The sequence below is a fragment of the Yinghuangia sp. ASG 101 genome (assembly GCF_021165735.1).
Taxonomy (GTDB): domain Bacteria; phylum Actinomycetota; class Actinomycetes; order Streptomycetales; family Streptomycetaceae; genus Yinghuangia.
The window spans coordinates 3879265-3904850 of sequence record NZ_CP088911.1 but is presented as its reverse complement, the minus strand read 5'-3'; the positions used below and the strand labels follow the sequence as shown (position 1 = coordinate 3904850).

The window sequence follows — 25586 nt, the reverse complement described above, 5'->3', positions numbered from 1 at the left end:
CACACAACCGCGGACGCGGCCCACATCCTGGTGACGACGATGTTCATGGCTGCCTTCCTGACGACCGCCTCCGTCGGCGGCTTTCACGGCCTGCCGTGCGCCCGGCCGTGCCACCACCCCACCCCGTCCCGCGCGGCCCGGCGACCCCGAAGGGCCACCCGGCGCAGCAGATCTGCCCGTCCGGAGCAGCAACCCGGGCGAACCACCGGCCGCCCGCCGCCTCGCCGCGCCGTTTCGCGGGCGGTCGCGCATGATTTCCACGACAGTCCGACCCGGAGCCCGGGAGCGGTTCGATGGACAGCGAAGCACGCGGTAACAGAGGCGAGGACGGCACGCGGGAACCGCGGCCGATGGACCGCCGGCGGTTTCTGGGGGCGGCCGTCGCGGGTGCGGTGGGGGCCGCCGTGGCGGCCGGGTGCGACTCCGACGGCGGGGGTCCGCGCCCCGGGCAGACCGCCCCGGCTCCGGCCGGCGGCCCGCCGCAGGCGGAGGAGCGGAACCGGCGGGGCGACCCCGACTGGCGGATCGGCTCCCTGGGCCCGGACGAGGCGATCGAGGGGTACGCGGACCGGGTGAGCGTCCTCCCGGGCGAGGAGTTCGGGCTGCACGTCTCGACGACCGCCCCCGGCTTCCGCGTGTCGGCCTACCGCATGGGCTGGTACGGGGGCGCGCAGGCCCGGCGGGTCTGGGTCTCCGACCGGGTCGCCGGGCAGCGGCAGCCTCCGCCGCGGACGGTCCCCGCGACGCGGAGCGTGCGCGCGGACTGGCAGCGCACCCTTGCCGTGCGCACGGACGGGTGGCCCGAGGGGGTGTACCTGTTGCGCCTGGAGGGCGAACACGGCTACCAGCGCTACGTCCCGATGGTCGTGCGCTCGCAGAGCGGGGCCGGCGCGACGGTGATCATGCACGCGGTGGCGACGTGGCAGGCGTACAACACGTGGGGCGGGGGCGACCTGTACGAAGGCAAGGACGGCGCGTACGCGACGCGGTCGCTGGAGGTGACCTTCGACCGGCCGTACGACAAGAGCGGCGCGGGGAAGTTCATCGTGTACGAACGGGCGCTCGTGGCCCTGGCCGAGCGCCTGGGCATTCCGTTGGCCTACACGACGGGCGTCGACGTGCATGCGTCGCCGTCGGTGCTGCGGGGCGCGGCGGCGCTGGTGTCGCTGGGCCACGACGAGTACTGGACGCCGGAACAGCGCCGGAATGTCACCCAGGCACGGGACGCGGGAACGAACCTCGCCTTCCTGGGCGCCAACGCGTGCTTCCGGCGGATCCGGCTGGAGCCCTCCGGGACGGGGGAGGCCCGTACCGTCGTCTGCTGGAAAACGGCGTTCGACGACGACCCGTACCTCGCGGCCCATCCGGACATGCCGACCAACGACTTCCGCCAGGCCCCCGCTCCCGACCCGGAGTCCTCGCTGGTCGGCATGCTCTACGAAGGCTTCCCGGTGGACGCCCCGTACGTCGTGCACAGCCCGGGCCACTGGCTTTTCGAGGGGACGGGTGTGCGGCAGGGCGACAGCTTCGCCCACCTGGTCGGGGTCGAGTACGACCGGGTCACCCCGAGCGCGCCCACACCGCGTCCGATCGAGGTTCTCGCCCACTCGCCGCTGGTGTGCCAGGGCCGCGCGAGCCATGCCAACAGCGCGTACTACGTGGCACCCAGCGGTGCGGGGGTGTTCGCGTCCGGCACCATGCGGTGGGTCGAGGCACTGATGGCGGGGACACGGGACAACGGGCGCAACCACGATATGGACGCGCGGACAGGGGAGTTCGTCACACGCACCACGGAGAACCTGCTCCGCGCGTTCGCCGCGGGTCCGGCCGGCGACACCCGCCCCGGCCCCGTGGACAACGTGGCACCGCTCTACTCGACACCACTGGCGACAGGCTGAGGCGCGGGCGCGACGTCGCCTCACGTCGGCCGGAAGTCCGCCAGGACCTCGTACGCCCGGGCCCTGCAGTTGAAATCGCCGGACAGACCCTTGTTGACGACCAGAAACCCCTCGTCATCGCGAAGTACCCAGCGGCGACTTGTTCCTCCGCGAGGATGCATGGGCCTGAAGTTGAGCGCGTGCTCCCACAGTCGGGCAAGCGCCTGTTCGCGGGTCCCGGTCACCTCCTCGATGACCGAGGTCGTCCAAATCTGATACTGCCCGGATCCCGTGTGCCGCTGAACGGTGAGCGCCCATCGGACCACGCGATCTCCCCTGACTCGGCCGGATTCCGTCCCAACTGCGACGCAGCCGCACCGATGGGGGTTCCACCGGCACTCGGCAGGTGTGTGGCGCCGGTCGTCGCTACGGCAGGGAACGCACCAGGTCCTCGGTGAGGGTGGCGAGGCGTTCGGCGTTGTGTTTGTCGAGGGTCGGCAGGGACAGGTCCAGGGGTTTGCCGCGGTCGACGGCTGTCAGCGGGGCGGACGGCGGTGTGTCGATCCATGCGACGATGGGCCGGATCGACGCCTCCACCGGTCGGGCCCTGAGTCGGGCCAGCAGTCTGATCGCGCCGCGTGCCAGGGGGTTCAGCGGGGACAGGTCTCCGCTGCGCGTGAAGCCGGGGTGGTAGAGCACGTACCGGGCCTTGCCCACCGCCCGGTCGGCGAAGGAGACACCCAGGAGGTCGTTGGCCCGGCCCGCCTGGAGTTGTGCCCGGATCACGCTGTACTTGTGCCGCGACTGCGGGTCGTCCCAGCGAATCGAGCCGGCCGTGGTGCCCACCCCGGCCACGTTCACGATCACGGAGGCGGGGGCCGCGTCCATCGCCGGGCGCAGCAGGTCGCCCAGCAGGTAGCGGCTCAAGTAGTACAGCGCGAAGGTGAATTCCAGTCCGTCGGCCGTCTCCCGCCGTTTCGGGCTCTGCCGGTTCGCGCACAGGACCAGTGCGTCGACCACGGGGTGCCCGTCCGTGATCTCCCGGGCCACGCGCCGGACTTCGCCCATGGCGCTCAGGTCCGCGCGCAGGAACCGGAACCGCTCGCCGGCGCCCGCACGAGCCGCCTCATCGGCCAGTGCCCGCCCCTTCGGCTCGCTGCTGCCGATGACGGTCACGGTGTCGCCGCGGCCGAGGCGCGCGAGCGCTGTGGCACGGCCCATGCCGTCGGTCCCACCACTGATCACCACGGTCTTCGCCGTACGGCCGGACATGCGCGTTCTCCTCGGTCGACGGTCGTTCGGCAACAATGATCGGCGACCGTCCGTACGGCCGAAAGAAGGCAGTTCGATGTCTGATACGCACACCGATGTGCCCTCCGTGATCAGCGCGCCGCTTCCGATCCCCGTGCCGCTGGAGGAGCATCAGGCCTGCCCGGTGACGGATGTGCTGCGGCGCACCGGCGACCGGTGGAGTGTGCTGATCATGATCCTGTTGGGCAAGCGCTCGTACCGGTTCAACGAACTGCACCGGTCCATCGAGGGCATCAGCCAGCGGATGCTGACCCGCACCCTGCGCGGCCTCGAACGCGACGGCCTGGTCGGCCGGACCGTCCATCCGACCCTCCCGCCGACGGTCGAGTACGACCTGACCCCCCTCGGCCGGACGTTCCTCGGACCGCTCTCCACCCTCGCGGACTGGGCGAGCCGACATGGCACGGACATCGCCGCCGCCCGAGAACGCCACGACAACCGCTGAACCGCACACCTCACCCGCCACGCGAGCCGTCGCCGGGGACCAGGCCCGCCGCGGACCTGTCCCGGCACACCGTGGCCGGTCTCGGAGTCAGGACTCCCGGTGGCCGCGCGCCGGTTCGTCCGGCCGCAGACGGCTCACCAGATTCTGGAACCCCTCCCACCCCTCGTCGCGCAACGGGTACCACAACCCCTGCCGCGGCTTCCGGCCCACGCGCGTCGGGCGCACTCCGGTGGGTGGCCGCGCGGCACTCGCGAAACCCGTGTCGCGGACCGCGTCCGGGCCGAGCACGAACGCCTCCGGCGCCGGGGCGGCTTCGAGATGGGCCGGAACGGTCAGGTCGGACCGGGCACTTCGGCGCTGCACCAACAGGGACACCAGGCCGTGGTCGGCGACCAGTTCGTCCGCCAGCGCGTGCAACGCCCCCAGAGGCGGGTCCACGCCGGCCGGGCAGCCGAGGGCGAACGTGACATGCTCCTCCACGCCGCTTTCGGTACGCGTCGTCCGCAGCGTGGCGAGCGCGCGGTCCCCGGGCGCACCGACGACGACGAAGCCCGAGGGCCGGGGAGCCCGGGCGCGGGCCACACCGGTCAGTTCCTCGCGCGACCACGGCATGCCGGCGGGCTCCGAGGTGCCCCACCCCGTGGGAGCCGTTCCGGCGAGGACGCGCCACAACGCCTCGACCGCACCGCCGAGCAGGAGGGTGTCGGTGGCCGCCTGGCGTGTCACACAGGTGAGGAGGAGCTGCCGCTCGGCGGTGCCGTCCGCTTGGGCGGTGGCCTCGGCGAATGGTCGCGCGATGCGTCCCAGGGGCTGGAAGGAGCCGTCCCGCCAGCGGAGTTCGTTGCCGGAGAGCCCGTCGTAGTAGCCGCCTTCGCCGTCCCGCACCACCCAGCGGTTGGGCAGTCCGGAGAGTGCGCCGCGCGTGGGCAGGGTCAAGCGGGCGTCCGCCGACGTGATCAGCTGAAACGCGCGCCGACTGGCCGCAGCCGCCCGCAGGGCGTCGGCGAGCCACGTGGTCAACGCCACTGTCGGCCGGTCCTGGATGACCGCGGCCACCTTGTCGGTCAGCACGTCCACGGCGGGTTGCTCCGCGGCCTGTGCGGCTGCCGGGCCGATGTCCGCGACCACGCCGAGACCGCCGTCGGGCGCGGCGGCGCCGGGCGGCCACACCGACCCGCCGAGCAGGCTGACGAGCCGGGTGGCGATCGTGCCCGCCAACGCCTCGGCGTTCCGGACACTGGTGGCCGCGCGCACCTCCGTCCACCACACCGGGCCGTCGGCCGCGATGCCGAGCAGGCGCTCGACCTCGCCGGGTGTGTGGACCGGGAAGGGCGCCTCGACGAAGACGAGCGGGCGGCCCTCGGCGTCCACAAGCCGGATCAGCGCGCGCTCGCTCTCGACGCCGACCAGTGGCTCCGGACCGCCGGACATGAGGGCGGCCACCAGGCTCCAGACGTCGGGCATGGTGTGCGTCAGGGCGATCAGGTCCGTGGTCATGTGTCGTCCTACTCCGGCGCGAGCGCGGTCGGGATCAGAAGGTCGGCATCCTCGAACACGTCGCCGAGTCCCGCGTCCCGGCGTCCGCCGACGCGCCGGAAGCCCGGCAGGAACGCGTCGTGAAGTCGGCGACGGCGCCCCGCCGTCGAATCCGGCAACCGGCTGTCGCGGTCGCATGCCACTTGCCTCCTCTCCACGGCGCCGGGCGGACCATCCCCATCCGCCGCACGCCGGTTGGGATGTCGCGTTTCTCCGTGGGGAACCCGACCGGCGGGTGCCACGTCAGAGAACAGACGGCGCGTCCGGACGAACGGTTCCCTACCGGTCGACTCGGCGCACGGAATCCGAAAAGGGGGCGCGGTGGACGACGGAATGGGCTGAAGAACCGCGCTGAAGGGCAGTGCCGACGCGGTTCCGCACCGCGCCGGTCGCGACGGTCATGGGGGGTACACGGAATGTCGGGCTGGGACATCGACCCGCTGGGTGTCCAGGAGGTGCTGAACACCACCATCGAGGCCGCCGAGGAGATCGAGACCTGGGGGGAGGCTTACTCCGGGCATTTGGAGAGCGCCGCGTACTCCGCCGGGACACTGGACTTCGGCGGCGAGGAGGCTCCCGAAGTGGGCCCGGTGGGCGACGCGTTGGCGAGATTCGCGGAGAACACACAAGAGGACGTCGCCTACGTCGCGGCACGCGCGGGGGCATCGATTCAGGGCGCGTACGACGCCACGGTGGCCTACATCGAGGGAGATCTGGACATGGCCGCCCAAAGCCAGAGCAAGGCGTTGGAGGCTCCCGACGTCGACCTCGGCGGGGACGACGCGGAGGAGGGGGACTGAGCCATGGGCGACACTCCGGACCGCATCGACCCCGCGGGTATCCCCACCTTCACGGGGTCCCTGGAGCAACTGTCCGGCGACCACGCCTCGCTGACGGGCGACGCCTCGGATTTCCGTGACATCGGCGACACCGTCCACACGCGCTTTCAGGGCCTGTCGTCGGTCTACCGCGCACCCGAGGCCGAGGACTTGTTCGCCACGACCACCTCGGTCAGGGACCGCTCCGACGAGTTCGCCGACGATTTGGAGGCCGTCGGTGGGGCGCTGTCCGAGTACTACGACGAGATCACCCCGCTGGTGGCGGAACTGAAACAGCTCAAGTCGGATGCCGAGGCGTTCGTCGAGTCCATCAAGGACGACGACGAATGGACGTACGACGAGGACAAGGTCGCGGAGAACAACCGGCTCGTCACCGAAGTCTCCACGGCCGTCGGGCAGTTCTGGGAGGCCGAGCGCACCGCGGCGAACAAGATCCTCGGATTGTTCGGCGGCGAGAAGTGGGTGGCGAACGACGGCAGCGGTGCCGACAACATGTACGGCTATTCGACCGCGGACATCCACGCGGCCGAGGAGACTCCCTGGGGCAAGACCGTCGCCGAGGACCACCACTGGTACGAAATCGGCTACCACCTCAAGAGTTTCGTCTGGGACGGCATCTGCGTGGAGGGGATCTGGGGCACGCTCACCGGGCTCGGCACACTCGTGAACCCCTGGGACGAGGACTTCGCCGACGCTTGGGAGGGCATCGGCAAGCTGGCCACCGGACTGGCCGTCCTGGCGACCCCGTTCAGCTGGGTGACGCTGGCGGTCATGCCGGACGGCCCGGCGAAGGACTGGATGAACGAAGGCCTCGACGCCACCGTGGAGTTCGGCAAGGAACTGATCGCCTGGGACGACTGGAGCGAGAACCCGGCGAAGGCGGCCGGCGTCCTTACTTTCAACGTCGTCACCACAGTGGCGTCCTTCGGCAGCGGAACCGCGGTCGAGGGCGCCGGCCTCACCGCACGCGGCGTCTCCGCGGTCGCCAAGATCGGCGAGGTCGTCGACCCGATGACCTACATCGGCAAAACCGCGACCGCGGGCCTCAAGGGCATCGGCGCACTCACCAAGGAACTGACCGACTTCGGCGCCTGGAAAGGCTTCGAATCCGCCGACGGCACGGTCAAGCTGCCGGACGGCACGGTCCTGCACCCCGACGGAACCCTGGACTTCCCCGACAACACCACACAAGCGGGCGACAAGGCACCGGCCGAGATGTCCGGCAACGATCTGGGCGTCCTCGACGAGACCGCCGGGAAGATGGACGACGAACTCGACACGGGCGCTCCCGCGGGCCCTCCCGCGGACTCTCCCGTACCGGCCCTCGTCGGCACGGGGGACATGGAGTTCGCCGGGCCGACGCGCGACGCCCCGGATCCCGACGCCGTCGGCGGCGACATCGGGCAACACCTCAGCGGCGACACGCAGTTCGGACACGGGACGGGACCGGGCAGGCCGCCGACCGACTTCGTCCCGGATGTGCCCGGCTACGGGTCGGGGCCCCACGTTCCCGGCGCAGGCCGACCGTTCGGGCCCGCCCCGGGGGACGGCGTGCCGGGGCACGGCCTTCCGGAGGGCCCCGGGGGCTCGCCCGTGTCCTACGGTGACGATGCCGGCAAACCGCCTGGGGATCCGGGCCCGGAGCATCCGGGCGAGAACGGCATACCCGACCGTGACGGCGTGCCGGACGTGGATGGAGACGGCGTACCGGACGGCCCGAGCCACCCCTTCGAGGGCGGCGACTCCCCGTTCGGCCCGGACACTTCGTCCCCACCGCTGCCGCGGCCCACCCCACCGGGCACGGACGTCCCCGCACCGACGAAGGTCGGCGACCTCCTGCGGGAGGGCCTGACTCCGGAGCAATTGCGGCCGGAGCTCCAGCGCGCGGTGGACGGTGAATTCGGCGCCAATGGGCTCCGCGTGGAGGTGACCGAGGTGACCGCGATGCCGAACACGGTCACCTGGCGTGCCGAAATCTACCTGGACGGGAACAAGGTCGGGTCAATGAAGCGGCAATTCGTCCAGGACCGCGATTTCCTGTTTGTGAAGCACGAGGACCTGCGGATCGACCCGCGGCTCCGCGGCCAGGGATTCGGCCAGGAGTTCAGCGCTCGGATGGAAACCTGGTACAAGAACTCCGGTGTCCAGGAGATCAGGTTGGAGGCCGGTTCCACGAACGGCGGGTACACGTGGGCCAAGGCCGGGTACAACTGGGCCGATGAAGGCGGCGCCCGAGCCATACTGCTGGACATGTGGAGATCGCGGAAGACCATGGTCCCACCCCCGTCGCCGGCCGAACTCGAGCGGATGGCCGAGCTGTTCAGGGCCGCGAAGACGTGTGATTTCAACGCGCCGGGCTTCCCGACGCCGGGCGACATCGCGAACATCTCCGGGGGTACGGACTTCGGCAAGCGCTTTCTGACCGGCAAGGCCTGGCGCGGAGTGAAGATCCTGTGACCGCGATCCCCGACGACTCCTTCCCCCGGCGGAGCGACATCCACCCGGCGGTCCGCGCGCGTGCCCGGGAACTCCACGCCTGGATCGACGAGTTCATCCTCCGTTACGGTCTGGACGAGGATCCGACCGAGGTCGGGCCCCTGCAACAGGCCGAGTTCGAGAACTCCACCGACGCGATCCGGGCCAAGTATGCCGCGCACCCTCGCCGGACCCGGGCCGTGCACGTCCCGGCCGTGGTCTCCGCGTACGAGGCCGTGGTCCTCCTGCTCCGCCGTCTCGCCGGACGCCTGACCGACAGCATGGCGACCGCCGCGTGGACCGCGCTCGCCGACGAAGGGCCGTCCGAGGCCGGCCCGTTGCTGCTCGCCGCCGTCACCGCGCAGCCCGTCCGGCTCACGCCCGCCGAGACCCGGCTCTTCCGCGACATCACGGCGGACCCGGCCGGCTTCGCGTCGGGGGCGGAGTTCTCGGTGGACCAGGACGACGTCGAGCTGCTGTATTACTTCGATCCGTGGTCCGAACCGCGCGACGAGGCGGCGATCACACGCGCCGGCCTCGACCGGATCATGGCCGACCGGGCAGGCGCACGCGACGACGTCCGCCTGGTCGGCCGGGCGTGGCGCTCCCCGGCGCGGCGGCACTCGCCCGTCCTCGCGTCGTGGATATACGTCGTCGTCACCGAACCGGGGGCACGGGTCGCGGACGTCCGCCGCCACCTGGCCACACCCGCCGGGCCCGGTCCCGTCGTCCCCTACCCGGTCGAAGTCGTCGAAGAGGGCCGAGACCTCCCCTTCTACCAAGCCGCGGCCCGCGCCCGCGCACGACGAATCTGGCCACACAACCCACACGACACCGGCATCCGCACACACCATTGGCTGCACTGACCCCACCGCCGCAACCGGCTCTGATCCGGGACCATCCGGCATCGGATCACCGTGCGTCGGCGAACTCCGCTGACGCGCAAGGCAACCAGAGCGGAGGCCTATGCGGTTGCACGAGGGCACCTGCGGATCTTGCCGACGACCTTGCTGCTACCAGACCGGAACAGAGCCATTGGGGGCTCGTCAGGACCGTCGAGTTCGCGACCGCCCCTATCGTGCTGTCCAGGGCTGCCCCGCCGACACTGCCGCTCGTTCCTGACGGGCGGCAGCGCGTGAGGCTCCGCCGGTCGAGCCCGGTCCTGGCTGACGCGTTCCGCGTTCGTACCGTCGGCAAGCCCGAATACGGCAGGCAGCGCCGTCGGGCTTGACGGCCGCGGCGCGCCCGCCGAGGGACCGGCCCGGATCGTCCCACGCGCCGCGAAGACCGCGATGATCGACGAAGTGACCCTGACAACGGGCCCCGAAACCGCAAACTGCAACTGCAACTGCAACTGCAAACAAAACTGCAACCAAGCAACCGGACGCCGCGATGCTCGTCGAGCAGCCTCATCTCCGGACCGACGAGCGGCCCGAATGCTCCGTTGCCACTGCTCGGGACGCCTCCGGGTGCCAAAGCGGTCTTCGGAGTCCATCTATATCCGCTTATGGGACCACTTCCGTCCCGCTGATGCTGCCCTGTGATGCGCTGCGTGAGCACCTCCGCTCACGCACCGCTCACGCAAAGCGACTACTGCTGCGCCTCGGATTCGGCATCAGCGAGGGGGATCGGACTTGCGGTGGCGGTTGCCAGGAGCTGTCGGACGGCTGCCCTGGCCACGTTGTCGTCGTGGGGGGTGCCGTCGTTGCCTCCGTCGTAGACGATGCGGCGCTTGGCCTCCGCGAACTCGTGCAGTCCCGGCAGCAACGCTTCGGGGAGCACGCGCATATCGGTCAGTACCCGAACCGCGTTGGCGTGTGCGGCGGCGTCATGCCCATCTGTGATCAGCGCGTGCGCGGCGATGACGGGGAGTGTGTCCTCGGTCCGTCCGCTGATTCGCCAGATCGATTCCGCCGCCCCGGCGCGTGCCCAGTCCGTTTCCTCGACGAGCCCCGCCTCCAACATCGGTAGCAGCGGGCTTGCTGCGGACCCGAGTTCGCCGACGAAGCCGTACGTCCAAGCCTTGTTGCGTCCCGCGAGCCCGCGGCGGAACGTATCGAGGGCGACATCCGGGCTCCCGGTCGCCCGGAAATGCGCGGTGGCGGTCACGCATGCGAAACCGAAATCATCGTTCTGTGCCGCCGAGCTCAGCACCGCGCGGGCGCTCTCGGCTCGGCGTCCCAACGCCTTGAGCACCAGCGCCGCCGCGTTGGCGCAGGGGCCCCGCTCGACGAGACCGGCGAGTTCGTCCACGACGGTGGCGGCGATGTCGGGGAAATGTGTGAGCGCGAGGATGAGGGCGATTTCCTGGTTGGACGTCTGGGTCGGCTTTCGGGTCGGTGACCGGAGTCGTTCGGCGACCGCGACGGCGACCTGCTCGGCGCGTGCACCGAGCGCCTCCACGGCTGCTGTGGCCGCAAGTCCCGTGCCGTACTCGTGCGGCTCACTCTCGATCAGCCGCACAACCTCGGCTGCCGCCTCCGGACGCCGGGCACGTGCGAGGGCGGTGACGGCTGCGCAGCGTATCTCCGCGTCGGGGCTTGCGACGAAGTGCGAAAGCCGTTCCGTGGAGGAGGTGTCGAGCTGCGGCACGGCTGTCGCCGCGCGGGCGATCCGGTACAGCTCGTTGGATCGCCACAGATTGTCTCGCGGATGTTCCAACGCGTCGAAGTACCAGGGCAGTACGTCCACCTCGCGGTCCCGCCACCGTGTATCGACCTCCCAGGCGAGCGACCATTCCGAGCCGGCGCCGGCGGCACGCGCGGTGGCGGACAGCGCGGCGTCGGGATCGTCGACCAGCAGATCCTCGAACGACTTGCGGTCCTCGAACCTGGGTTCTTCCGGCTGGGGGTGCGCGGCGACGTACGCGTCGACGGCCTCCGCGACAAGGCTCGTCGGATAGGGGGGTAGGGTCTGCCGCAGGATTTCGCTGACCGCGGCCAGGCGCACGGCGGGCATCGCGTCCGCCATCAGGTACCGGTTGCGCTCATCGCGGTCGTCGGCCGACGGATCGATCATCGACAGGACGGTGACGAGGTCGGCGCGGACCTCCGCGTCGGTCTCGACGGCGAGGCGCTCTTTCAGTGACGGCAGCGCGGTCGGACCGTCGGGTCCGCAGGCGGCGACCAGACGCAGCAGGCCTCGCCGCACCGTTGCGTCCGTGTCGTCGATGAGACCCAGCAGCCGGGGCATCAGCTCGAACACCGCACGGCGGCCGGCCTCGACCGCGTCCGCGTCACCGCCGCAGTCCGAACTGCCTTGCACGACGCGCGCGAGCAAGTCGAGCATGTCGCCCCGATGCCCGGGGCCGCGTTCCGCGAGGTCGGCCACGAACGGGACCGCGTACGGAGTCGCCGAGTACACCGTGCCCTGGTGCCACACCGTCCCGAAGAGCTCGTCCACGGCTTCGGCGCGTCGCTCCTCATCCTCGGACGCAGCCTCCCGCAGCAACTCGGGCAGATCACCGGCAGGCCCGTAGGCGTGGCCGAGCGTCGACCAGGCAGCCCCGTCCAAGCCATCCAGCACCGAAACCCCCTCGACAACAGCGCCACCGTGAGCCAGTCGCAGGTCAAGCTACACACGGCAACCGACGGGTCTGTAAATCGAACGGGTCTGCCTCACTTCCGGTGGTAGCTCTGCGTGAGCGTCGCGCGAGAAGGGTGCGGTGGCGGAGGAGGTCGATCCGGCTCGTCCGTACATCTGCCGCATGATGCGTTTGGTGCGGGTGTTGACGCCTTCGGTGCGTCCGTTGTGGTGGGGCGTGGTGAGCGCGGCGTCGACTGCCGCGCGGTCGAGTTCGAGGGCGTTGGCGAAGGTGTGCAGGTGGGGGCAGTTCGGACGCGCGGACGGCTGCGATCCATGCCGTGAGCTCGGTGTCGTTCCCCGAGGCGGGAGCCAGTAGCAAGGCGAACTCCACTATGGAGGCTTGGAGTTGCGTCATCTCGGCGCAGGCGGGGGTGAGGTCGCGGACGAGGTCGGTGTCCTTCTCTCGGCGGTTGTCCGGGCGGGTGAGGAGGAGGCGGGCGAACCGCCTGGGGGTGGTGACGGGCCGGTCGCCCTCGGCGCGTCCCTGGGTGAGGTAGCGGTGGAGAAGGTTGAAGCTACGGCTGTAGCCGAGTTCCTTGATCTCGCGGAAGAGCTGGGGCACGGGCACGGCGGGATCGGCCGTGCGTCGTGCGCGCAGGTGGTCGCGGTAGGGGTCGACCAGGGTGGGTTGGTAGCGCGGGGCGCGTCGCAGGGCGTCGGGTTCGCGTGTGCGTGCGTACCGTTTGACGGTGTTCATGGACACGTCCAGTCGGCGGGCGCACTCGAGCAGGCTGACGCCCTTGCCGAGCAGGTCGTGGACCTGGTGCCAGCGCTCGCGGGTGGTCTGCTCGTGGGTCCCGCCGGGCCGGGGCGGGTTGACGGCGGCCCAGCACGAGCTGTGCGAGCGGACCTCGGCCAGGGTTTTGTCGCAGAGGTTCCGCCATAACTGCCACCTGTCGGTCACCTGTACCGCGTCGGGGAGCGCGCGGCGTATCGCTTCGGCGTAGGCGCCCGAACCGTCCCGGCAGACGATCTCGACGCCCGGGTGGTGTCGCAGCCACGCTTCGAGCGCGTCGGCGCCGCGGCCGGGCAGCACGTCGATGCGTTCGCCGGTCTCGGCGTCGGTCAGAACGGTCGCGTAGAGGTGGCGGCGCTTGAGTGCGAAGTCATCCACACCCAGGACCCGCGGCACCGAACGGATCGGCAGCGGGATATCGGTCGAGATGCGCAGGGCGGTGCACCGCGAGAGCCCGGCGCCGAGCGCCTCCAGCGTCCGCGCGCCCGCGCGGCCCGCGAGTTCCCGCACCACGGCACGGACTTGGGCGAGCAGCCGCACCGTCCGCCGCTGGTAGCGGTCCAGCACACCGGCGACCTGCTCTCGACACGCATCCTCTGGGCTGCCACAACCCGGGCGTCCCGGATCGGGTGGTCTTCGAGCACGTGATCGCCGCCTTGGTGCACGGCTCCGGCTATGAGCACATCGCCGGCCCAGGCTGCTCGGACCGGACCATCCGACGTCGCGTCAAGTACTGGGCCCAGCTGGGGATTCCCCAGCGGGTCCACGCACTTGCCCTACAGGCGTAGGACCGTGTGATCGGCCTCGAATAACCGGATGCCGAGGTCGTCGTCGTGCTGCTTGATCTACGGACCGGCGAGCGGTCGAAGACTCTGTTGCTGCTGCCCAAGACGTCCCCGTGCACCACGTGCCGGGACGTCCGCTCAGGCATCGCTCACGCACACGGCCCCGGGTCGGAAACCCAAGGCCGCGAGGAAGACGTCGCTTCGTGGTCTTTATGCAGGTCAGCGGCCTAAGCCGGGTGGTGCTACGGGTGGGCCGCCAGGGGATCGAACCCTGAACCCGCGGATTAAAAGACCCACGGGGTTCGTGATGCCCCGTGTCGGAGGGTGCCGCATGATGCCGCTAGTTCCCTGGTCACGGCGTCGCGCCGACCGTTCCATGCCGCGCCGTGACGCACCGTTTCGCGGCGTGCGGGCTCACTCCGGGCTCACCTGACCAACACCACGAAACAGCCCCGGGCGGGACTCCACTCCCGGCCCGGGGCCTGGACCGAACCGACCCTTAGCAACCAAGGGAGGCACGATCGTGCCCACAACCTATCCACCCGCCGACGTCGACGAAGCGCAGGAGTTGCGCATCCTGTCCCGCCGGATCACCACAGCCTTGGTCGTCGTCGCCGTCGTCGCCATGGTGTTCACCGCCGTCTCGGTGACGACGTTTGCGCTCGATCACGGGGTGAACCGGTGGGTCGCGTGGACGCTCGATCCCATGGTCGCCGTGGCGTTGCTGGCGGTGCTGCTGGCGGACGCGCGCTTGGTCGAGCTGGGGGCGGCGCCGTCGGGGTGGGCTACCGCGCTCCGCTGGTTCGCCGGCATGGCGACGTGGGTCATGAACGCGTGGTCGTCGGTGTGGCCCGATGGCGGGTTCGGTGTGCCGCGTGACGTCGACGCGGCGGGCGTGGTGCTCCACAGCGTGGCGCCCGTGCTGCTCGTCCTGCTCGCCGAGGCGGCGACGGGGTACCGGCGGGTGATCGCCGAAAATCTCCCCACGACCGTAAGGTCCTCACGGGACCTTACGCCCCGGTCGCCCCTCGGGGCCGTCGACGTCGACGGGAAGGGGCTCCACAGTGTGGAGACTGCCGGTGGCGAATTCGAGAGGGTCAACCTGACCCCCGCGAATGACCACCTCGACGACCACCGACACGACCACGCGGAAGCCTCCCGGTGCCGGGAAGCTTCGGCCGTCCCGGTGGTAGCCGCGTGGTCGTCCTCGGGCCCGGCCGACGACCAGCGACACGACCACCTCGGCGACCGGGCGCACGACCACCCGCACGACCAGGCGGGCGGTCATCCGGTGGTAGCCGAGGTGGTAGCCCCGGTGGTCGCCTCGCGGCCCGGGAATGACCGGTCAGACGACCAGCCGCACGACCACGCGGGCGACCGGCAGGCGGCCACTGGAGCGGTAGCCGAGGTGGTAGCCGACCGCTCGTGGGCGAACCGTAGGGAAGTTGCCACGGTTGCGGCGGACGGCAGGGGCGCGCACCAGGTGCGTACCCCTCGGGGTTCCGTCCGGCAGGCGGATGGAACTGTGACCGAGACGGTCATGGTTGCCGATGTTCGCGACGCTGCCGACCGGCGCCGCGAAGCCGCGGAAGGGTCCGGACTAGTCCGGACCCCTGCGGCGAAGGGTCAGCAGATTGTGCCGACCCCTGGAGCACCGGAGGGTACTCAGATTGTGAGTACCCCTGTGGGCGGCATGGTCTGTGACGGGACTGTCCCGACAGAGACGACCTGGGTGCGGGAGAGTACCCGGAATGTGGGTACCCCTGGCGATCACTTTCCCGTCCGGGAAGGCGATGACGTCAGCACTGCTGACCCCATGTCCGATGTCGAGCTTCGGCGTGCCGCGCGCAGGCTGAACCGGGAGGCCGTGCGGGCGACCAGGCGGCCGGTGACGGTGGACGCGCTCCGTACCGAGCTGGGGGTGTCGCGCAGGCGCGCTGCAGAGTTGCGGCGGGAAGTCGTCGCCGCGCGGTAGGGCTGCTGGTCAGAGGGATGGACCAGTAAGACACTGGTCCGTCCGCCCAGCTCCTCGCCCGCGGGGGGCCGTAGGGACCTGGACGGTCATCATGGCCGTCCAGCCCCCCAGCTCCTCGCCCGCGGGGGGCCGTACGTCTTGCCGTCCGCACCAGTCGTTGCGATATCGCTACGACTGGCCCACGTGCGGGCGGGGCCTACTCGGCGGGCCGGTCGGTCGGCGGGAGTTCTTCCAGGACGTACGTCCCGAGGGACGGCAGCGTCTCGACCAGGCCGCGGTCCCGCAGCTCGCGGACCGCGCGGCGGATGGTCCCGCCGGCCACCGAGTACTCCGCGGCGAGCTCCTGTTCTCCCGGGAGCTTGCCGCCCGGCGGAATCCGGCCGGACCTGATCTGTTGTTCCAGCTCGCGGGCGATGCGCACGTACGCGTACTCCATGAGCCCGACGCTAAGCACGCCCTGAGCGCATCGCGCGGTGGGGAACTCACTGAGCTTTGTGAGCGGACTGAGCTCAGTGAGCGTACTCTCGGGCAAGAAGGAGCCCCGGCGCACTTGCGATGCCCGGGGCAGGCCGACTGTGAAGGAGTCGACGATGACGACGGTACCCGACGCCCCCGAGCCGACGTTCCCGCCCGATCCGGTGCCGTGCTGGGTGTGCCATGTGGTGGCGCCGCCGCATCCGCGGGTGGCTCTGCACCCGGGCCCGGACGGCGATGCCGTGCCGGTGTGCGGGGACTGCGCGAAAGCGGTGTGGCCGATGTCCCGCAGGGAGGCGTCGTGATCTTCCGGTTGCGGTGCCGCTACTGGGATTACTCGGGCGGTGTGACGGTTGAGGTCCCGGTCGACGAGCCGGACGCGGTGCCGCCTCGTCGGCTGGAGGATGTGCCCGCGCACTGGCGGCGGTGGGTGCGCGGCGTGCCGGTGCCGCAGGCCGACAAGTAGGCGGCTGCCCGCGCACCCTCCCTGCCCCGAAGCGGCATCGCGCGTGCAGCGAGACGCCCCGACTCCCACCGCGTGGTGAGGGCCGGGGCGTTCCGCTGCGCGGGTCCGGTGGGACTTACGCGACCTCGCCCGTGTCCGGGTTGGCCGCGAGGATGCCCCGCATGTCGGTGGGGACCGCGGCCGGGCGGAAGTCCTGGTTGTCGAACGAGCGGACCATGTTCGCGCTGGTTCCGTTGACCAGGCCGTGAAGCTCGGTGAGTTCGTCGACGAACCCGGGCTCGGCGCGGTGGTCGGCCCACGCGGCGATGAGCGGTGTCTCGCCGTGCTCCAGGCCGTGGGTGGTCAGGGCGTTGATCATGGCGTCGTCGCCGAACCGGACGGCGTCGGCCATGAGCGCTTGGCGTTCCTTCTCCGTCTTCGTGGCGGCGACCTGCGCGCGGGCTCCGCGGAACGCGGCCATCAACACGGCCTTGTCGGCGGGTGTGGCGTCGTCGGGGATGCCGGTGCCGTTGGGGATCTGCCCGAGGAGGTGCGCGAGGCGGTCGCGGCGGCGGGTGTCCAGTTGGGTGTAGGCGTCCTGGAGTTCGCGTTCGTGGGCGGCGCGCGCGGCGCGGAGGGCTTTGGCTTTGCCGGCGTCGGACAGCATGCGGTCGTTGCGGATGGCGTCGACGCGTTCGGCGAACGCCTGCTTCGATGCGCGGGCGGCCAGGTTTTCGGGGGTGTCGTTGGGGTGCGTGCGGACGGGCTCGGGTGCCATGGCTCAGGCGTCCTTCCGGATGAGTTCGGCGTAGTTGATCGGGGCGTCGTCCGGGCGGAAACCGGGTACGGAGCGTTCGCCTACGCGCTGGCGGCCGTACGGGTCGTCCCCGTCGCGGTACCGGTCGGGGTAGCGGGTGGCCATGGCCCGATGGGTCAGGGACCCGAGGATGCGGGGCACGTCGAGGTGGCGGCGGGTCCGTCCGCCGAGGGTGATGGCGTTGTCGTCGCGGCCGAAGTCGAGTCCGGCGTTGCCCGCCTGCACGCGCCAGTGGTCGATTCGGTCGTTGTGGTCCGCGGCGGCGTCGACGAACGCGTACAGGGCGCTCCCGAGGGCGGTCAGGCAGTCGAGGAGTTCGTCCGCGTGGTCGAGGTCGGCGGGCCCGGCGGTTTTCACCTCGACGGCGAGGCGGGCGCGTTCGTCGGCCGCGCGGATGTCGCGGATCTCGCTTTGCCGGCGTGCGGCGTCCTCGACGACCAGGGCGGCGTGGTCGGCTTCCTGCCGCAGTTCGGCGAGGCGTGCGGCGGTGACGCTGGCGGGGTTGGCTTCGGCGTCCGCGAGGGCTTGTGTGGCCTTGTGGGCGGTGTCCTGGGCGTCGGTGAGGATCGCGCGGACGTCGGCCTCGGTCATGGCGATCGCGGCCTTGGTGTCGATGCCGGGTGGCATGTGGGGTCCTTCCGTAGTCGGGTGAGGTGCTGTACGTCGTCCGGGTGCCACGCGTTGCGCGCGGCGGGGGTGACGCCTGCCTGTGCAGCCAGGCGCCGGGCATGACGTGGGGTCACGTGGAGCCGGTCGGCGAGTTGTTCCGTGCGGATCAGCTCGCGCTCTGATGCTGGCGGGGTGTCCTCGAATGTCCGTTCGTCGTGTCCGTTCGGGGACGCGAGGTGGTGGAGGGCTGCGGCGCGCAACGTGTCGAGGGCGGCGGCGACTTCGGGGCGTACGCGTCCGCCGTCGGCGCGGTGCCGGGCGAGTTGGGCGCGCAGGGCGAGCCACAGGGGGTGGCAGACGTCGGGGGACAGCCACACCCCGCCCGCGGTGATGAGGGCCGCGGCGGGCCTGCGGTCGGTCATGGGGTGGTGTCTCCCTGGGGCTGGTCGTGGTCGTGGAGTCGGGTGTTGATGCCGTCGAGGAACATGCGCATCTCGCGTTGGGTGCGGGGGCTCCGGCGGCCGTCCCGGATGCCCTGCTCGCGCTGCCGCTTCTTGTACGCCTTGGCCCATGCGCGCAGGCGGGCGACGAGTTCGGCGTGGGTCTCGCCGTCTCGGGGCTCCAGGGCGTCGACGTCGGGCGGGTCAGTCATCGGGGTTCTCCTTCTGGGGGTTGGTGGGCAGGAGCGCGTCGAGGCGGTCGCGGAGACGGATGTATTCGGTCTCGGCGGCGGCGAGTTGCGGCCCGGCGAGCCGCCCGGACGCGATGGCCGCGGCGACGCGCTCGTATCCGTCGAAGGCTTCCGTGAGCACGGCCATGAGGCGGAGTGTGCGGCCGCTGTCGCCTGCCGCGGAGGAGCCGGTCCGGGACGGTTGGCGGGCTCGTTCGCGGCGTTCCTGCGCGGCCCGGTCGCGGCGGCGTTCCTGCTCGATGCGCCACATGCGGCGTGCACGGCGCCGTTGGCCGCCGGGGGTGTCCGCGGCCATGGACGCCCCTGCGGCGTCGACCAGGCGGGCGTACAGGTCGGTCTCGTACTCGGCGTCGCCCAGGGAGAGGACGCGGGCGAGCGAGGCGAGCATGGCGGGCGAGGGGCGGCGGGTGCCGGCTTCGAGGCGCAGGACGGTGGTGTGCGCGGCGCCGATCCGGGACGCGAGTTCGCGGACGGTCCATTCGCCGTCGACGCGTTCGGCCTTCAGCAGCGCGCCGACGCCGGCCGCGAGGTGGTGTTGCTCGGGCCCGGTGACGGTGCCGGTTGGAACGTTGCTTGGACCGGTCGAACCGGTGCGTGGTGCCTGACGCGTGCGGGCGCGCGCGCGTTTTGCATTCGATCGTTCGCACGCGGCCGACGGGTCGGTCATGGGGCTTCTCCTTCCTCGCGCGTGGGGGGCTGTGGGGACCTGGACGGTCATCATGGCCGTCCAGCCCTCTCCTTCCTCGCGCGTGGGGGGCTGTGGGAACGTTCGAACGGGCCGGTCGGGGCTGGTGGTTCGACCGGTCGAATCGGTCGGCTGGCCGCTGGTCGTGCTGACCATCGGTGACCTTTTTCGCGGCGCCGCGAAATTGGTTAGGCGGCGTCGGGGGGTTGTTCGTCGGCGCGTGCGGCCAGGTAGGCGAGCTTCTGGCGGTGGCGTGCGGCGAGGCCGCGGGCGCGTGCTGCGTCGAGTTGGGCGCGTTGCCGGCGGGCTCGTTCGCGGCGCGCGGCGGCGTCTCGTATCTGGGTGGTCACGCGGTCGACGGAGCACCACGGGTCGTGGCGGATGTTGTCGGTGCCGGTGGTGCTGGTGGCGTTGCAGCCGTCGCAGTAGGCGGTGTTCGGCGCGGCGGGCGGTCCGGGTACCGCGGCGCCGTAGCCGAGCTTGCGGGCGGTGTCTGCGGCCGAGGTGAGCTTGAGTTGGTCGGGCATCGGGGGCTCCTTCGGGGTGTGCTGTGTGTGATGGGCGTCGGGTGTTCCCGTGTCACCACCCCTAAGGGGGTGGTGACAGTGGTGACAGGGCTGTCACCCGGGGACGGTGACAGGGACGGTGACACCCGAATTGGTCTCTGACCTGCGGTTATGGACTTGTCTGGATGGCGGTGTCACCGGGTGTTCCCGGCAGACCCGGTGACACCGGTGTCACCGACTACGCAACGTGACGTTTTCCGGGTTCGGCGATCTTCCAGAGGACGGTTCCGCCCGCCGGAATCCGCTCGATCAAGCCGTCTCGGGCAAGGTCGTTCAGGTACTCGCTCGCCTTTGGGCGAGACAGCCCGTGGTCGTGGAGCTCGGCGAACTTGTCGATGACGACCCGCTGAACTTCCGGAATCTCCAGGGCGTTCAGCGCGGCCAAAAGCTTCTTCTTGGCCGGACCGAGCCTCTGCTTCTTCTCGGTGTCGACGGCACCGGATTCGTCGAGTTCCAGGACGAGAGATGTGACCGGACGGCCGTCTTCCTCCGCCATGCCGTCGAGCTTGATCTGACGCGCGAGGAAGACCAGCGGCGCGATCTCCTCCGTGTCCTTCTGTTTGTCCGTCGTGAGGATGACCTGAGGGCGTGCCTTGTCGCCCTTCTTCTCGACGGAGAACTCGGTCTGCATGGCGCCTTTGACGGCGGTCGAGCCGCGGCCGTGGTCGCCGTTGAGGCCCTTGTGGTGGACCAGGAGCACGCACGCCCCGGTGGCCGCGCGCAGGGCTTCCAGGCGGTGCACCACGACGCCCATCTCGGACGCCGAGTTCTCCTCCACGCCGACGGTCACCCGGGCCTGCGTGTCGAGGACGATCAGCACCGGCTGGATGCGGGCGCACGCCTCGATGACGATGTCCCACTCGGGGCTCTTGATCTGTACGGGCTCGGGGAGGAACCAGACGTTGTCCATCTCCCGGCCGTGGGCTTGCTCCCACGCGCGGACGCGCTTGACGACGCCGTGAATGCCTTCCGCGACGATGTAGACGACCGGGCCTTGGTGGACGCGGCGGCCGTGCCACAGGAGTCCGGTGCCGACGCAGCCCGACATGCCGAGGGAGACGAAGCTCTTGCCGTGCCCGGACGGGCCGTTCATGCGTCCGATGCTGTCGAGGAACAGCATGTCGGCGATGAGCGGCCGGACCGGGGGGATCTTGCCGAGGTCCCGCGTGCCGAGGAGCTTGTCGAGGAACGCCTGAACCTTGGCCGCGCGCGCCTCGCCGGCCTGGTCGCCCGGCTGTTCGTCGGTGATGCCGTTCGCGTCGAGGATTTCCCGGGCGCGCTCGTTGATCTCTTCGTCGTCGGGGCCGTTCACGGGGTCCGTCCGTTCGCGGCGCGGTAGCCGCTGGTGATGGTGCCGCGGGCTTCTTTCTCGTCGAGCCCGATGTCGAGCGCGGCGGCGAGAAGGGAGTCGGCGGCACGTTGGCGGTCGATGTGGCCGGCCTGCGCGTGCTCCCCTGCCTTGCACGCGGCCCAGAACAGGCGCTCGTTGCGCTGCCCTTGCCGGGCTTCGAGGACGACCTTGATGAGGCCGCTCATGAAGCCGGTGGGGCGTGACGCGAGACGCCAGTCGGGGACGCGCGGCGCGGGCACGGGGCGTACGGGCGCGGCGAGTTCGAGAAGCCAGTCGGGGAGGTCGGCGAGCGGGGTGTGGGGGCCGGTGCCGAAGTCCCAGGCGTAGGGCTTCCCTGCGGCGGTCGACGGCGGCGCGACGACGTAGCCGCCGTGCGCGCGGACGTCGATCTTCCAGCCGATCCTGCCCGCGCTGTTGCGCACGGGCCGGGCGCCCGGCGCGCGGAAGTAGGCGTGCATGCCGCCCGATCCGGTGCGGACGGTCGGCGTGATGCCGAGCGGGAAGTCGGCTTCCTGCCCGTGCTGTTCGTAGAGGGCGGCGAGGACGTCGGCGCCGTCGGTGATCCCGGGCTCGGGCCCGGGGTCGCCTTTGGCGGTGTCGAGGTCGACGACGACGACGCCGGACGGGCCGCAGGCGAGGCCGATCCCGGCTCCTGCGTAGGGGCCGCTCCAGGCGGCGGTGATCCGGTCGCGGTCGGCGGTCGCGCGGTTCTCCCAGTCGCCGATCGCGGGCCGCTTGTCGTCGTGCCGCAGCGGGAAGACGTGGAAGCCGAGTTCGGAAAGCCCGAGGGCCCCGGCCAGTGTGTTACTGGCCGAGGCTCCCGAGTTCGTGCTGTTGGTCATCAGGCGGTGCACCTCGCGAGGCGGTGGCGCATCAGGTCGGCGCCCTTGCGGTCGTCCCGCCGGTTGCAGACGCTCAGGGCGTGCTCGACCAGCGAGCGGATCGGGGCGGGGTCCGCGATGAAGCGGACGGCGGTGTCTCCGGTGCGGTCGGCCACGCGGCCGTTGCGGGCGCTCACGCCGCGGTCTCCATCGCCGTCAGCGCGCCGATGAGCGCGGCGACGGCCGGGCCCTGGTCGCCGAGGACGCTCACGACGGCGGCGGCGACCGCGCGACCGGCGTCCTCGATGCCGGTGTTCCTCACGATGCGGGCGATGAGCAGCACCATGGTTTCGGCGACCTGCTCGGGCGTGCCCGTGGGGAGGATGACGTGGGCGAAGCTGCGCTCCGGCATGACGTACATGAGGGCGTAGCACCCGGGGTCGAGCTCTTCGCCGAACGCGGCGGTCGCGGTCCAGGGCACGGTGGCGGGGAACGGCGTGAGGTCGGCGATGGCGCGTCCGATGGTGCTCCGGTCGCCGTTGGTGAGGTTCCGCGTGAAGAAGTCGCGGGGGACGACGGCGGTGCCGGGCTTCGCGGGGGTGGCCTGTGTCATCATCGGGGGGCGTCCTTTTCTGTGAGAGCCCTCGGGGTGGTTCGCCTGGCAGCGACCCGGGGGCTTTTGCATGTCTTGGTGGGCGTGCGGCGGGCCTGGACAGCAACCGGGCCCGCCGTTTTTCATGTCAGGCGGATTGCGGGACGTCGTCCCGGTGCACGCCGAGGACGTCGAGAAGGCTCGACGTGATCACTCGGTACGCGCCGCCGATGCGGAGCACGCGGCACGGGTACTCGCCCTGCCTCGCGAGGGCGTAGCCGATCGTCCGGCCGATTCCGAGGGCGCGGTTTCCGGTCCTCAGGTCCACGCTGGCCGGCAGCGCGAGCAGTTCCGCCCTGGTCATGCCGGTGGTGGGGGAGGTGGACACGGCAAACTCCTTAGCCTTGTCGATATGCACTGCAACCTTGTCGTGAATGCATGGCCAGAATGTATCTGCACATGCCGTCAGAGTGCAAGCGGATCGCGACACGTCGCGACCCTGTGCGGTACCTTGTAGATATGAACTCCACACCGAGCGACGTCATCGCAGACCAGATCCGGGCGAGCCGCGCCCGGCTGGACATCACGCGTGACCAACTGGCCGCACGGTGCGCGGCCCTTGGCGCGCCCGGGCTGACCTACGCCGCGATCACGAACATTGAGACCGGCCGCCGCGAGAAGACCACCAAGAAGCGCCGGCGGGACGTCACAGTCGACGAACTGATGGTGCTCGCCCGTGCCTTGGAAGTACCCCCAGCTCTGTTGGTTCTCCCGATTGGCAGCCGCAAGCACGAGGAGATCGAGTTCCTGCCCGGCACGAAGGCCCCCCTGTGGCCCGTGCTGCGGTGGTTCACGGGCGAGGGGCGGGTGCCGGTCGACAACCTCATCCCGGGCGGTGATGTCGACGAAGCTGGTAGGCCCGAGTGGTACGACGATCCGGAACGCGGGTGGGAGGCTGGCGCGGCGCCGCTCACGCTCCGGCGGCAGCACGACGAACAGGTGCAGTCCTGGTTCCGCGCCCCTACCGTCGTCCGCGATATGGGCCTGTCCGAGACGGAGTCGTACGCCAGCCTCGATCGCCTGCGCGCGCGCATCGCGGATGAACTCAGGGCCACCCGCACGGAGATGCGCCGCTTGGGCCTTGCCCCGCCGAAGCTGTATGAGGAACTGGAGCACATCGACGAGCCACCCGCGGGCAGGCGTCCGTGAAGGGCTCGACGAAGCGCAGGTGCGGCTGCCGGAACCCCGAGACCGGGAAGCAGTGGGGCACGGCGTGCCCCCAGCGCCGGAAGAAGGACCACGGCACCTGGCTCGTACGCCAGGAACTCCCGCCGGACGCCCACGGGAACCGGCGCACCTTCCGCCGATCCGGATACACCGGCGCCCTCGAAGCACAGGCCGACCTCGACCACATCCGCGCGCTACTCGCCCTACCCGAGAAAGATGACACCGAGGGCCGCGACCAGGTCGCCGCGCTCCTCGAACAGGTCGCGCGAGACAAGGCTCCCCTGCCCACCCACGAAGACGTGCAGCGCAAGCTCAACCGCGGCCTCGCCCTCAACTCCCGGGCCACGATGGGCGAATGGCTCGACGCGTGGATAGAGGTCAAGCGGAAGGCCCAGAGGAAGACGACAGCGAACAGCTACGAGTCGCACGTCCGCGTGCACCTGAAGCCGCGCATCGGACACATCCGCGTCGAGCGGTTCAACGTCGCCGCCGCACAGGCCCTGTTCGACGCGATCGACGACGAGAACGAGACGATCGCCTCGGAGAACGCGGCCCGGCGCGCGCAGGAGGAGCGGTGCCGGTGGCACCGTACCGGGCGTCCGCCGGCGGATGAGGCGCGGCGCCTCGACGAGGAACGCGCGAAGCTCGACGCGATGCCGCCGTACCGCCGACTCGCGGGCGCGGCGACGAAGCAGCGCATCCGGGCGACGCTCCGGGCGGCCCTGAGCGCGGCGATAGCCCGCGGGCTGACGACGTTCAACGCGGCCTCGCACGTCGAACTGGAGTCGGGCAAGCGGCCCAAGGCCGTGCTGTGGACGCCCGCGCACGAGGAGCGGTGGCGCGAGACCGGCGCCCGCCCGTCGCGGGTCATGGTGTGGCGGCCCGACCAGCTCGCGGCGTTCCTCGACGTCGCCGAACGCCACCGGCTGTACGCCCTGTGGCACCTGATGGCGTTCCGCGGGCTGCGGCGCGGTGAGGCGGTCGGGCAGGACTGGGTGAACGTCGATCTCGACGGGCGGCAGCTCACCGTCGCGCGGACGATCATCGTCGACGGGGGGAAGGCGGTCGAGTCGGAGCCGAAGACGGACGACAGCGCGGACGTGGTCTCCCTCGACACGGTCACCGTCGCCGTGCTGCGCAAGCACCGGGCGCGGCAGAACAAGGAGAAGCTGCGGCTCGGTGACGCGTGGGCGAACACGGGGAAGGTGTTCACCCGCGAGGACGGGGAGTGGCTGCACCCGGAGCAGGTGTCCGACGCGTTCCATGCGCTCGTGAGAGAGGCCGGCCTTCCGCCGATCAATCTGCGGGACCTTCGGCACGTCGCGGCGACGGTGGTGCATGCGGGCGGCGGGGACCTCCACACGATCAAGGAGGTGCTGCGGCACAGCACGATCAAGCTCGCGTCGGACACGTACACCAGCCTGCTGCGGGAGGTCGACCAGGAGTCGGCCGAAGCCGCGGCGAAGCTGGTTCACGACCTGCGCCGGAAGGTGGTCGGCGAACCCGGCGGGCTCACCTCGGGCTCACCCGGGCCGAAGAACGCGAAAGTGTCCCGGCCGCTGAAACTTGGCCGGGACACGAACACGCAGGTCAACAAGGGTTTTTCCGCTTGATTCTCGGGTGGGCCGCCAGGGGATCGAACCCTGAACCCGCGGATTAAAAGTCCGCTGCTCTGCCGATTGAGCTAGCGGCCCCGGTGGATGCGGTGGTTGGGGGCACCGTGTCCAGGGTGAAGCGTACCCGG

At 70.8% G+C, this 25586-nt stretch carries 26 protein-coding genes, 1 tRNA gene and 2 pseudogenes; 11 read left to right on the top strand and 18 right to left on the bottom strand.

The window, feature by feature from the left end:
- The first annotated feature begins 293 nt into the window (after nucleotides 1-293).
- On the top strand, nucleotides 294-1898 hold the full coding sequence (locus tag LO772_RS16645) for a N,N-dimethylformamidase beta subunit family domain-containing protein (protein WP_231779184.1): 1605 nt from the start codon (nucleotides 294-296) through the stop codon (nucleotides 1896-1898).
- Between the two features lie 405 nt (nucleotides 1899-2303).
- Here the strand turns inward: LO772_RS16645 and LO772_RS16640 are convergent, their stop codons facing one another.
- On the bottom strand, nucleotides 2304-3149 hold the full coding sequence (locus tag LO772_RS16640) for an SDR family NAD(P)-dependent oxidoreductase (RefSeq protein WP_231779183.1): 846 nt from the start codon (nucleotides 3147-3149) through the stop codon (nucleotides 2304-2306).
- A 76-nt stretch (nucleotides 3150-3225) separates the two neighbouring features.
- On the opposite strand from LO772_RS16640, the gene LO772_RS16635 reads away from it, so the two are divergent.
- A complete protein-coding gene (locus tag LO772_RS16635; RefSeq protein ID WP_231779182.1) occupies nucleotides 3226-3633 on the top strand; it encodes a winged helix-turn-helix transcriptional regulator in 408 nt (135 codons plus the stop codon).
- Nucleotides 3634-3720: 87 nt separating this feature from the next.
- Here the strand turns inward: LO772_RS16635 and LO772_RS16630 are convergent, their stop codons facing one another.
- Together LO772_RS16630 and LO772_RS16625 are read right to left on the bottom strand one after the other, a co-directional pair.
- Complete coding sequence (locus tag LO772_RS16630; RefSeq protein WP_231779181.1) at nucleotides 3721-5130, bottom strand: DUF6177 family protein; 1410 nt, start codon at nucleotides 5128-5130, stop codon at nucleotides 3721-3723.
- A gap of 8 nt (nucleotides 5131-5138) precedes the next feature.
- Nucleotides 5139-5312 carry a hypothetical protein gene (locus LO772_RS16625; RefSeq protein ID WP_231779180.1) on the bottom strand — a complete coding sequence of 58 codons (174 nt, stop codon included), beginning with the start codon at nucleotides 5310-5312 and terminating at the stop codon, nucleotides 5139-5141.
- A gap of 273 nt (nucleotides 5313-5585) precedes the next feature.
- Here LO772_RS16625 and LO772_RS16620 point away from each other — a divergent pair, with 273 nt between their 5' ends.
- Genes LO772_RS16620 through LO772_RS16610 form a run of 3 tightly spaced genes read left to right on the top strand, consistent with a single transcriptional unit; the run spans nucleotide 5586 to nucleotide 9349 of the window.
- Entirely contained in the window at nucleotides 5586-5969 is a 384-nt protein-coding gene (locus LO772_RS16620) for a DUF6507 family protein (protein ID WP_231779179.1), read from the top strand.
- Nucleotides 5970-5972: 3 nt separating this feature from the next.
- Nucleotides 5973-8465 (top strand): hypothetical protein, encoded by a 2493-nt coding sequence (locus LO772_RS16615; protein WP_231779178.1) that lies wholly within the window; start codon nucleotides 5973-5975, stop codon nucleotides 8463-8465.
- Nucleotides 8462-9349, top strand: coding sequence for a hypothetical protein (locus LO772_RS16610; protein ID WP_231779177.1), 888 nt, complete (start codon nucleotides 8462-8464; stop codon nucleotides 9347-9349). The genes LO772_RS16615 and LO772_RS16610 overlap by 4 nt, the downstream gene beginning before the upstream one ends.
- Nucleotides 9350-10073: 724 nt before the next feature.
- Here the strand turns inward: LO772_RS16610 and LO772_RS16605 are convergent.
- Together LO772_RS16605 and LO772_RS16600 are read right to left on the bottom strand one after the other, a co-directional pair.
- Nucleotides 10074-12008, bottom strand: a complete 1935-nt coding sequence (locus tag LO772_RS16605) for a hypothetical protein (RefSeq protein WP_231779176.1) — start codon at nucleotides 12006-12008, stop codon at nucleotides 10074-10076.
- Between the two features lie 124 nt (nucleotides 12009-12132).
- A pseudogene (locus LO772_RS16600) lies at nucleotides 12133-13389 on the bottom strand (ISL3 family transposase); the annotation flags it as partial.
- Here LO772_RS16600 and LO772_RS16595 point away from each other — a divergent pair.
- A pseudogene (locus LO772_RS16595) lies at nucleotides 13386-13589 on the top strand (IS5/IS1182 family transposase); the annotation flags it as partial. The pseudogenes LO772_RS16600 and LO772_RS16595 sit on opposite strands and share 4 nt — an antisense overlap.
- A 523-nt stretch (nucleotides 13590-14112) precedes the next feature.
- A complete protein-coding gene (locus LO772_RS16590) occupies nucleotides 14113-15564 on the top strand; it encodes a hypothetical protein (RefSeq protein WP_231779175.1) in 1452 nt (483 codons plus the stop codon).
- A gap of 196 nt (nucleotides 15565-15760) precedes the next feature.
- On the opposite strand, the gene LO772_RS16585 is transcribed toward LO772_RS16590, so the two are convergent.
- Nucleotides 15761-16000: a GntR family transcriptional regulator gene (locus LO772_RS16585; RefSeq protein WP_231779174.1), complete on the bottom strand. Its 240-nt coding sequence runs from the start codon at nucleotides 15998-16000 to the stop codon at nucleotides 15761-15763.
- 154 nt (nucleotides 16001-16154) lie between these two features.
- Here LO772_RS16585 and LO772_RS16580 point away from each other — a divergent pair, with 154 nt between their 5' ends.
- Both LO772_RS16580 and LO772_RS16575 read left to right on the top strand, forming a co-directional pair.
- The gene (locus LO772_RS16580; RefSeq protein ID WP_231779173.1) at nucleotides 16155-16343 is read left to right on the top strand and encodes a hypothetical protein; all 189 of its coding nucleotides are present in this window, start codon (nucleotides 16155-16157) and stop codon (nucleotides 16341-16343) included.
- On the top strand, nucleotides 16340-16504 hold the full coding sequence (locus LO772_RS16575) for a hypothetical protein (RefSeq protein WP_231779172.1): 165 nt from the start codon (nucleotides 16340-16342) through the stop codon (nucleotides 16502-16504). Before LO772_RS16580 ends, LO772_RS16575 begins: the two co-directional genes overlap by 4 nt.
- A gap of 115 nt (nucleotides 16505-16619) precedes the next feature.
- Here LO772_RS16575 and LO772_RS16570 read toward each other — a convergent pair whose 3' ends face one another.
- The 11 genes from LO772_RS16570 to LO772_RS16520 all read right to left on the bottom strand — a co-directional run bounded on the left by LO772_RS16570 (nucleotide 16620) and on the right by LO772_RS16520 (nucleotide 22979).
- Nucleotides 16620-17261 carry a hypothetical protein gene (locus LO772_RS16570; RefSeq protein WP_231779171.1) on the bottom strand — a complete coding sequence of 214 codons (642 nt, stop codon included), beginning with the start codon at nucleotides 17259-17261 and terminating at the stop codon, nucleotides 16620-16622.
- A gap of 3 nt (nucleotides 17262-17264) precedes the next feature.
- The gene (locus tag LO772_RS16565; RefSeq protein ID WP_231779170.1) at nucleotides 17265-17927 is read right to left on the bottom strand and encodes a hypothetical protein; all 663 of its coding nucleotides are present in this window, start codon (nucleotides 17925-17927) and stop codon (nucleotides 17265-17267) included.
- On the bottom strand, nucleotides 17888-18331 hold the full coding sequence (locus LO772_RS16560) for a hypothetical protein (protein ID WP_231779169.1): 444 nt from the start codon (nucleotides 18329-18331) through the stop codon (nucleotides 17888-17890). The genes LO772_RS16565 and LO772_RS16560 overlap by 40 nt, the downstream gene beginning before the upstream one ends.
- Entirely contained in the window at nucleotides 18328-18561 is a 234-nt protein-coding gene (locus tag LO772_RS16555) for a hypothetical protein (RefSeq protein WP_231779168.1), read from the bottom strand. The genes LO772_RS16560 and LO772_RS16555 overlap by 4 nt, the downstream gene beginning before the upstream one ends.
- Nucleotides 18554-19267, bottom strand: a complete 714-nt coding sequence (locus LO772_RS16550) for a helix-turn-helix domain-containing protein (protein ID WP_231779167.1) — start codon at nucleotides 19265-19267, stop codon at nucleotides 18554-18556. Before LO772_RS16550 ends, LO772_RS16555 begins: the two co-directional genes overlap by 8 nt.
- Nucleotides 19268-19473: 206 nt before the next feature.
- Nucleotides 19474-19812: a hypothetical protein gene (locus tag LO772_RS16545; RefSeq protein ID WP_231779166.1), complete on the bottom strand. Its 339-nt coding sequence runs from the start codon at nucleotides 19810-19812 to the stop codon at nucleotides 19474-19476.
- Nucleotides 19813-20029: 217 nt separating this feature from the next.
- Nucleotides 20030-21163 (bottom strand): AAA family ATPase, encoded by a 1134-nt coding sequence (locus tag LO772_RS16540; protein ID WP_231779165.1) that lies wholly within the window; start codon nucleotides 21161-21163, stop codon nucleotides 20030-20032.
- On the bottom strand, nucleotides 21160-22044 hold the full coding sequence (locus LO772_RS16535) for a bifunctional DNA primase/polymerase (RefSeq protein WP_231779164.1): 885 nt from the start codon (nucleotides 22042-22044) through the stop codon (nucleotides 21160-21162). The genes LO772_RS16540 and LO772_RS16535 overlap by 4 nt, the downstream gene beginning before the upstream one ends.
- A complete protein-coding gene (locus LO772_RS16530) occupies nucleotides 22044-22220 on the bottom strand; it encodes a hypothetical protein (RefSeq protein WP_231779163.1) in 177 nt (58 codons plus the stop codon). The genes LO772_RS16535 and LO772_RS16530 overlap by 1 nt, the downstream gene beginning before the upstream one ends.
- On the bottom strand, nucleotides 22217-22639 hold the full coding sequence (locus LO772_RS16525; RefSeq protein WP_231779162.1) for a hypothetical protein: 423 nt from the start codon (nucleotides 22637-22639) through the stop codon (nucleotides 22217-22219). Before LO772_RS16525 ends, LO772_RS16530 begins: the two co-directional genes overlap by 4 nt.
- Before the next feature lie 124 nt (nucleotides 22640-22763).
- Nucleotides 22764-22979 carry a hypothetical protein gene (locus LO772_RS16520; RefSeq protein ID WP_231779591.1) on the bottom strand — a complete coding sequence of 72 codons (216 nt, stop codon included), beginning with the start codon at nucleotides 22977-22979 and terminating at the stop codon, nucleotides 22764-22766.
- Between the two features lie 155 nt (nucleotides 22980-23134).
- On the opposite strand from LO772_RS16520, the gene LO772_RS16515 reads away from it, so the two are divergent.
- Nucleotides 23135-23824 carry a helix-turn-helix domain-containing protein gene (locus tag LO772_RS16515; protein WP_231779161.1) on the top strand — a complete coding sequence of 230 codons (690 nt, stop codon included), beginning with the start codon at nucleotides 23135-23137 and terminating at the stop codon, nucleotides 23822-23824.
- Nucleotides 23821-25455: a tyrosine-type recombinase/integrase gene (locus LO772_RS16510; RefSeq protein ID WP_231779160.1), complete on the top strand. Its 1635-nt coding sequence runs from the start codon at nucleotides 23821-23823 to the stop codon at nucleotides 25453-25455. Before LO772_RS16515 ends, LO772_RS16510 begins: the two co-directional genes overlap by 4 nt.
- A gap of 8 nt (nucleotides 25456-25463) precedes the next feature.
- On the opposite strand, the gene LO772_RS16505 is transcribed toward LO772_RS16510, so the two are convergent.
- Nucleotides 25464-25536, bottom strand: a tRNA-Lys gene (locus LO772_RS16505).
- Nucleotides 25537-25586 lie beyond the last annotated feature (50 nt).

Bases quoted from the DNA above. Each gene is read 5' to 3' on its own strand.
- LO772_RS16645 (WP_231779184.1), top strand. From the start codon at position 294: ATGGACAGCGAAGCACGCGGTAACAGAGGCGAGGACGGCACGCGGGAA.
- LO772_RS16640 (WP_231779183.1), bottom strand. From the start codon at position 3,149: ATGTCCGGCCGTACGGCGAAGACCGTGGTGATCAGTGGTGGGACCGAC.
- LO772_RS16635 (WP_231779182.1), top strand. From the start codon at position 3,226: ATGTCTGATACGCACACCGATGTGCCCTCCGTGATCAGCGCGCCGCTT.
- LO772_RS16630 (WP_231779181.1), bottom strand. From the start codon at position 5,130: ATGACCACGGACCTGATCGCCCTGACGCACACCATGCCCGACGTCTGG.
- LO772_RS16620 (WP_231779179.1), top strand. From the start codon at position 5,586: ATGTCGGGCTGGGACATCGACCCGCTGGGTGTCCAGGAGGTGCTGAAC.
- LO772_RS16615 (WP_231779178.1), top strand. From the start codon at position 5,973: ATGGGCGACACTCCGGACCGCATCGACCCCGCGGGTATCCCCACCTTC.
- LO772_RS16585 (WP_231779174.1), bottom strand. From the start codon at position 16,000: ATGGAGTACGCGTACGTGCGCATCGCCCGCGAGCTGGAACAACAGATC.
- LO772_RS16580 (WP_231779173.1), top strand. From the start codon at position 16,155: ATGACGACGGTACCCGACGCCCCCGAGCCGACGTTCCCGCCCGATCCG.
- LO772_RS16570 (WP_231779171.1), bottom strand. From the start codon at position 17,261: ATGGCACCCGAGCCCGTCCGCACGCACCCCAACGACACCCCCGAAAAC.
- LO772_RS16565 (WP_231779170.1), bottom strand. From the start codon at position 17,927: ATGCCACCCGGCATCGACACCAAGGCCGCGATCGCCATGACCGAGGCC.
- LO772_RS16560 (WP_231779169.1), bottom strand. From the start codon at position 18,331: ATGACCGACCGCAGGCCCGCCGCGGCCCTCATCACCGCGGGCGGGGTG.
- LO772_RS16555 (WP_231779168.1), bottom strand. From the start codon at position 18,561: ATGACTGACCCGCCCGACGTCGACGCCCTGGAGCCCCGAGACGGCGAG.
- LO772_RS16550 (WP_231779167.1), bottom strand. From the start codon at position 19,267: ATGACCGACCCGTCGGCCGCGTGCGAACGATCGAATGCAAAACGCGCG.
- LO772_RS16545 (WP_231779166.1), bottom strand. From the start codon at position 19,812: ATGCCCGACCAACTCAAGCTCACCTCGGCCGCAGACACCGCCCGCAAG.
- LO772_RS16535 (WP_231779164.1), bottom strand. From the start codon at position 22,044: ATGACCAACAGCACGAACTCGGGAGCCTCGGCCAGTAACACACTGGCC.
- LO772_RS16525 (WP_231779162.1), bottom strand. From the start codon at position 22,639: ATGATGACACAGGCCACCCCCGCGAAGCCCGGCACCGCCGTCGTCCCC.
- LO772_RS16520 (WP_231779591.1), bottom strand. From the start codon at position 22,979: ATGACCAGGGCGGAACTGCTCGCGCTGCCGGCCAGCGTGGACCTGAGG.
- LO772_RS16515 (WP_231779161.1), top strand. From the start codon at position 23,135: ATGAACTCCACACCGAGCGACGTCATCGCAGACCAGATCCGGGCGAGC.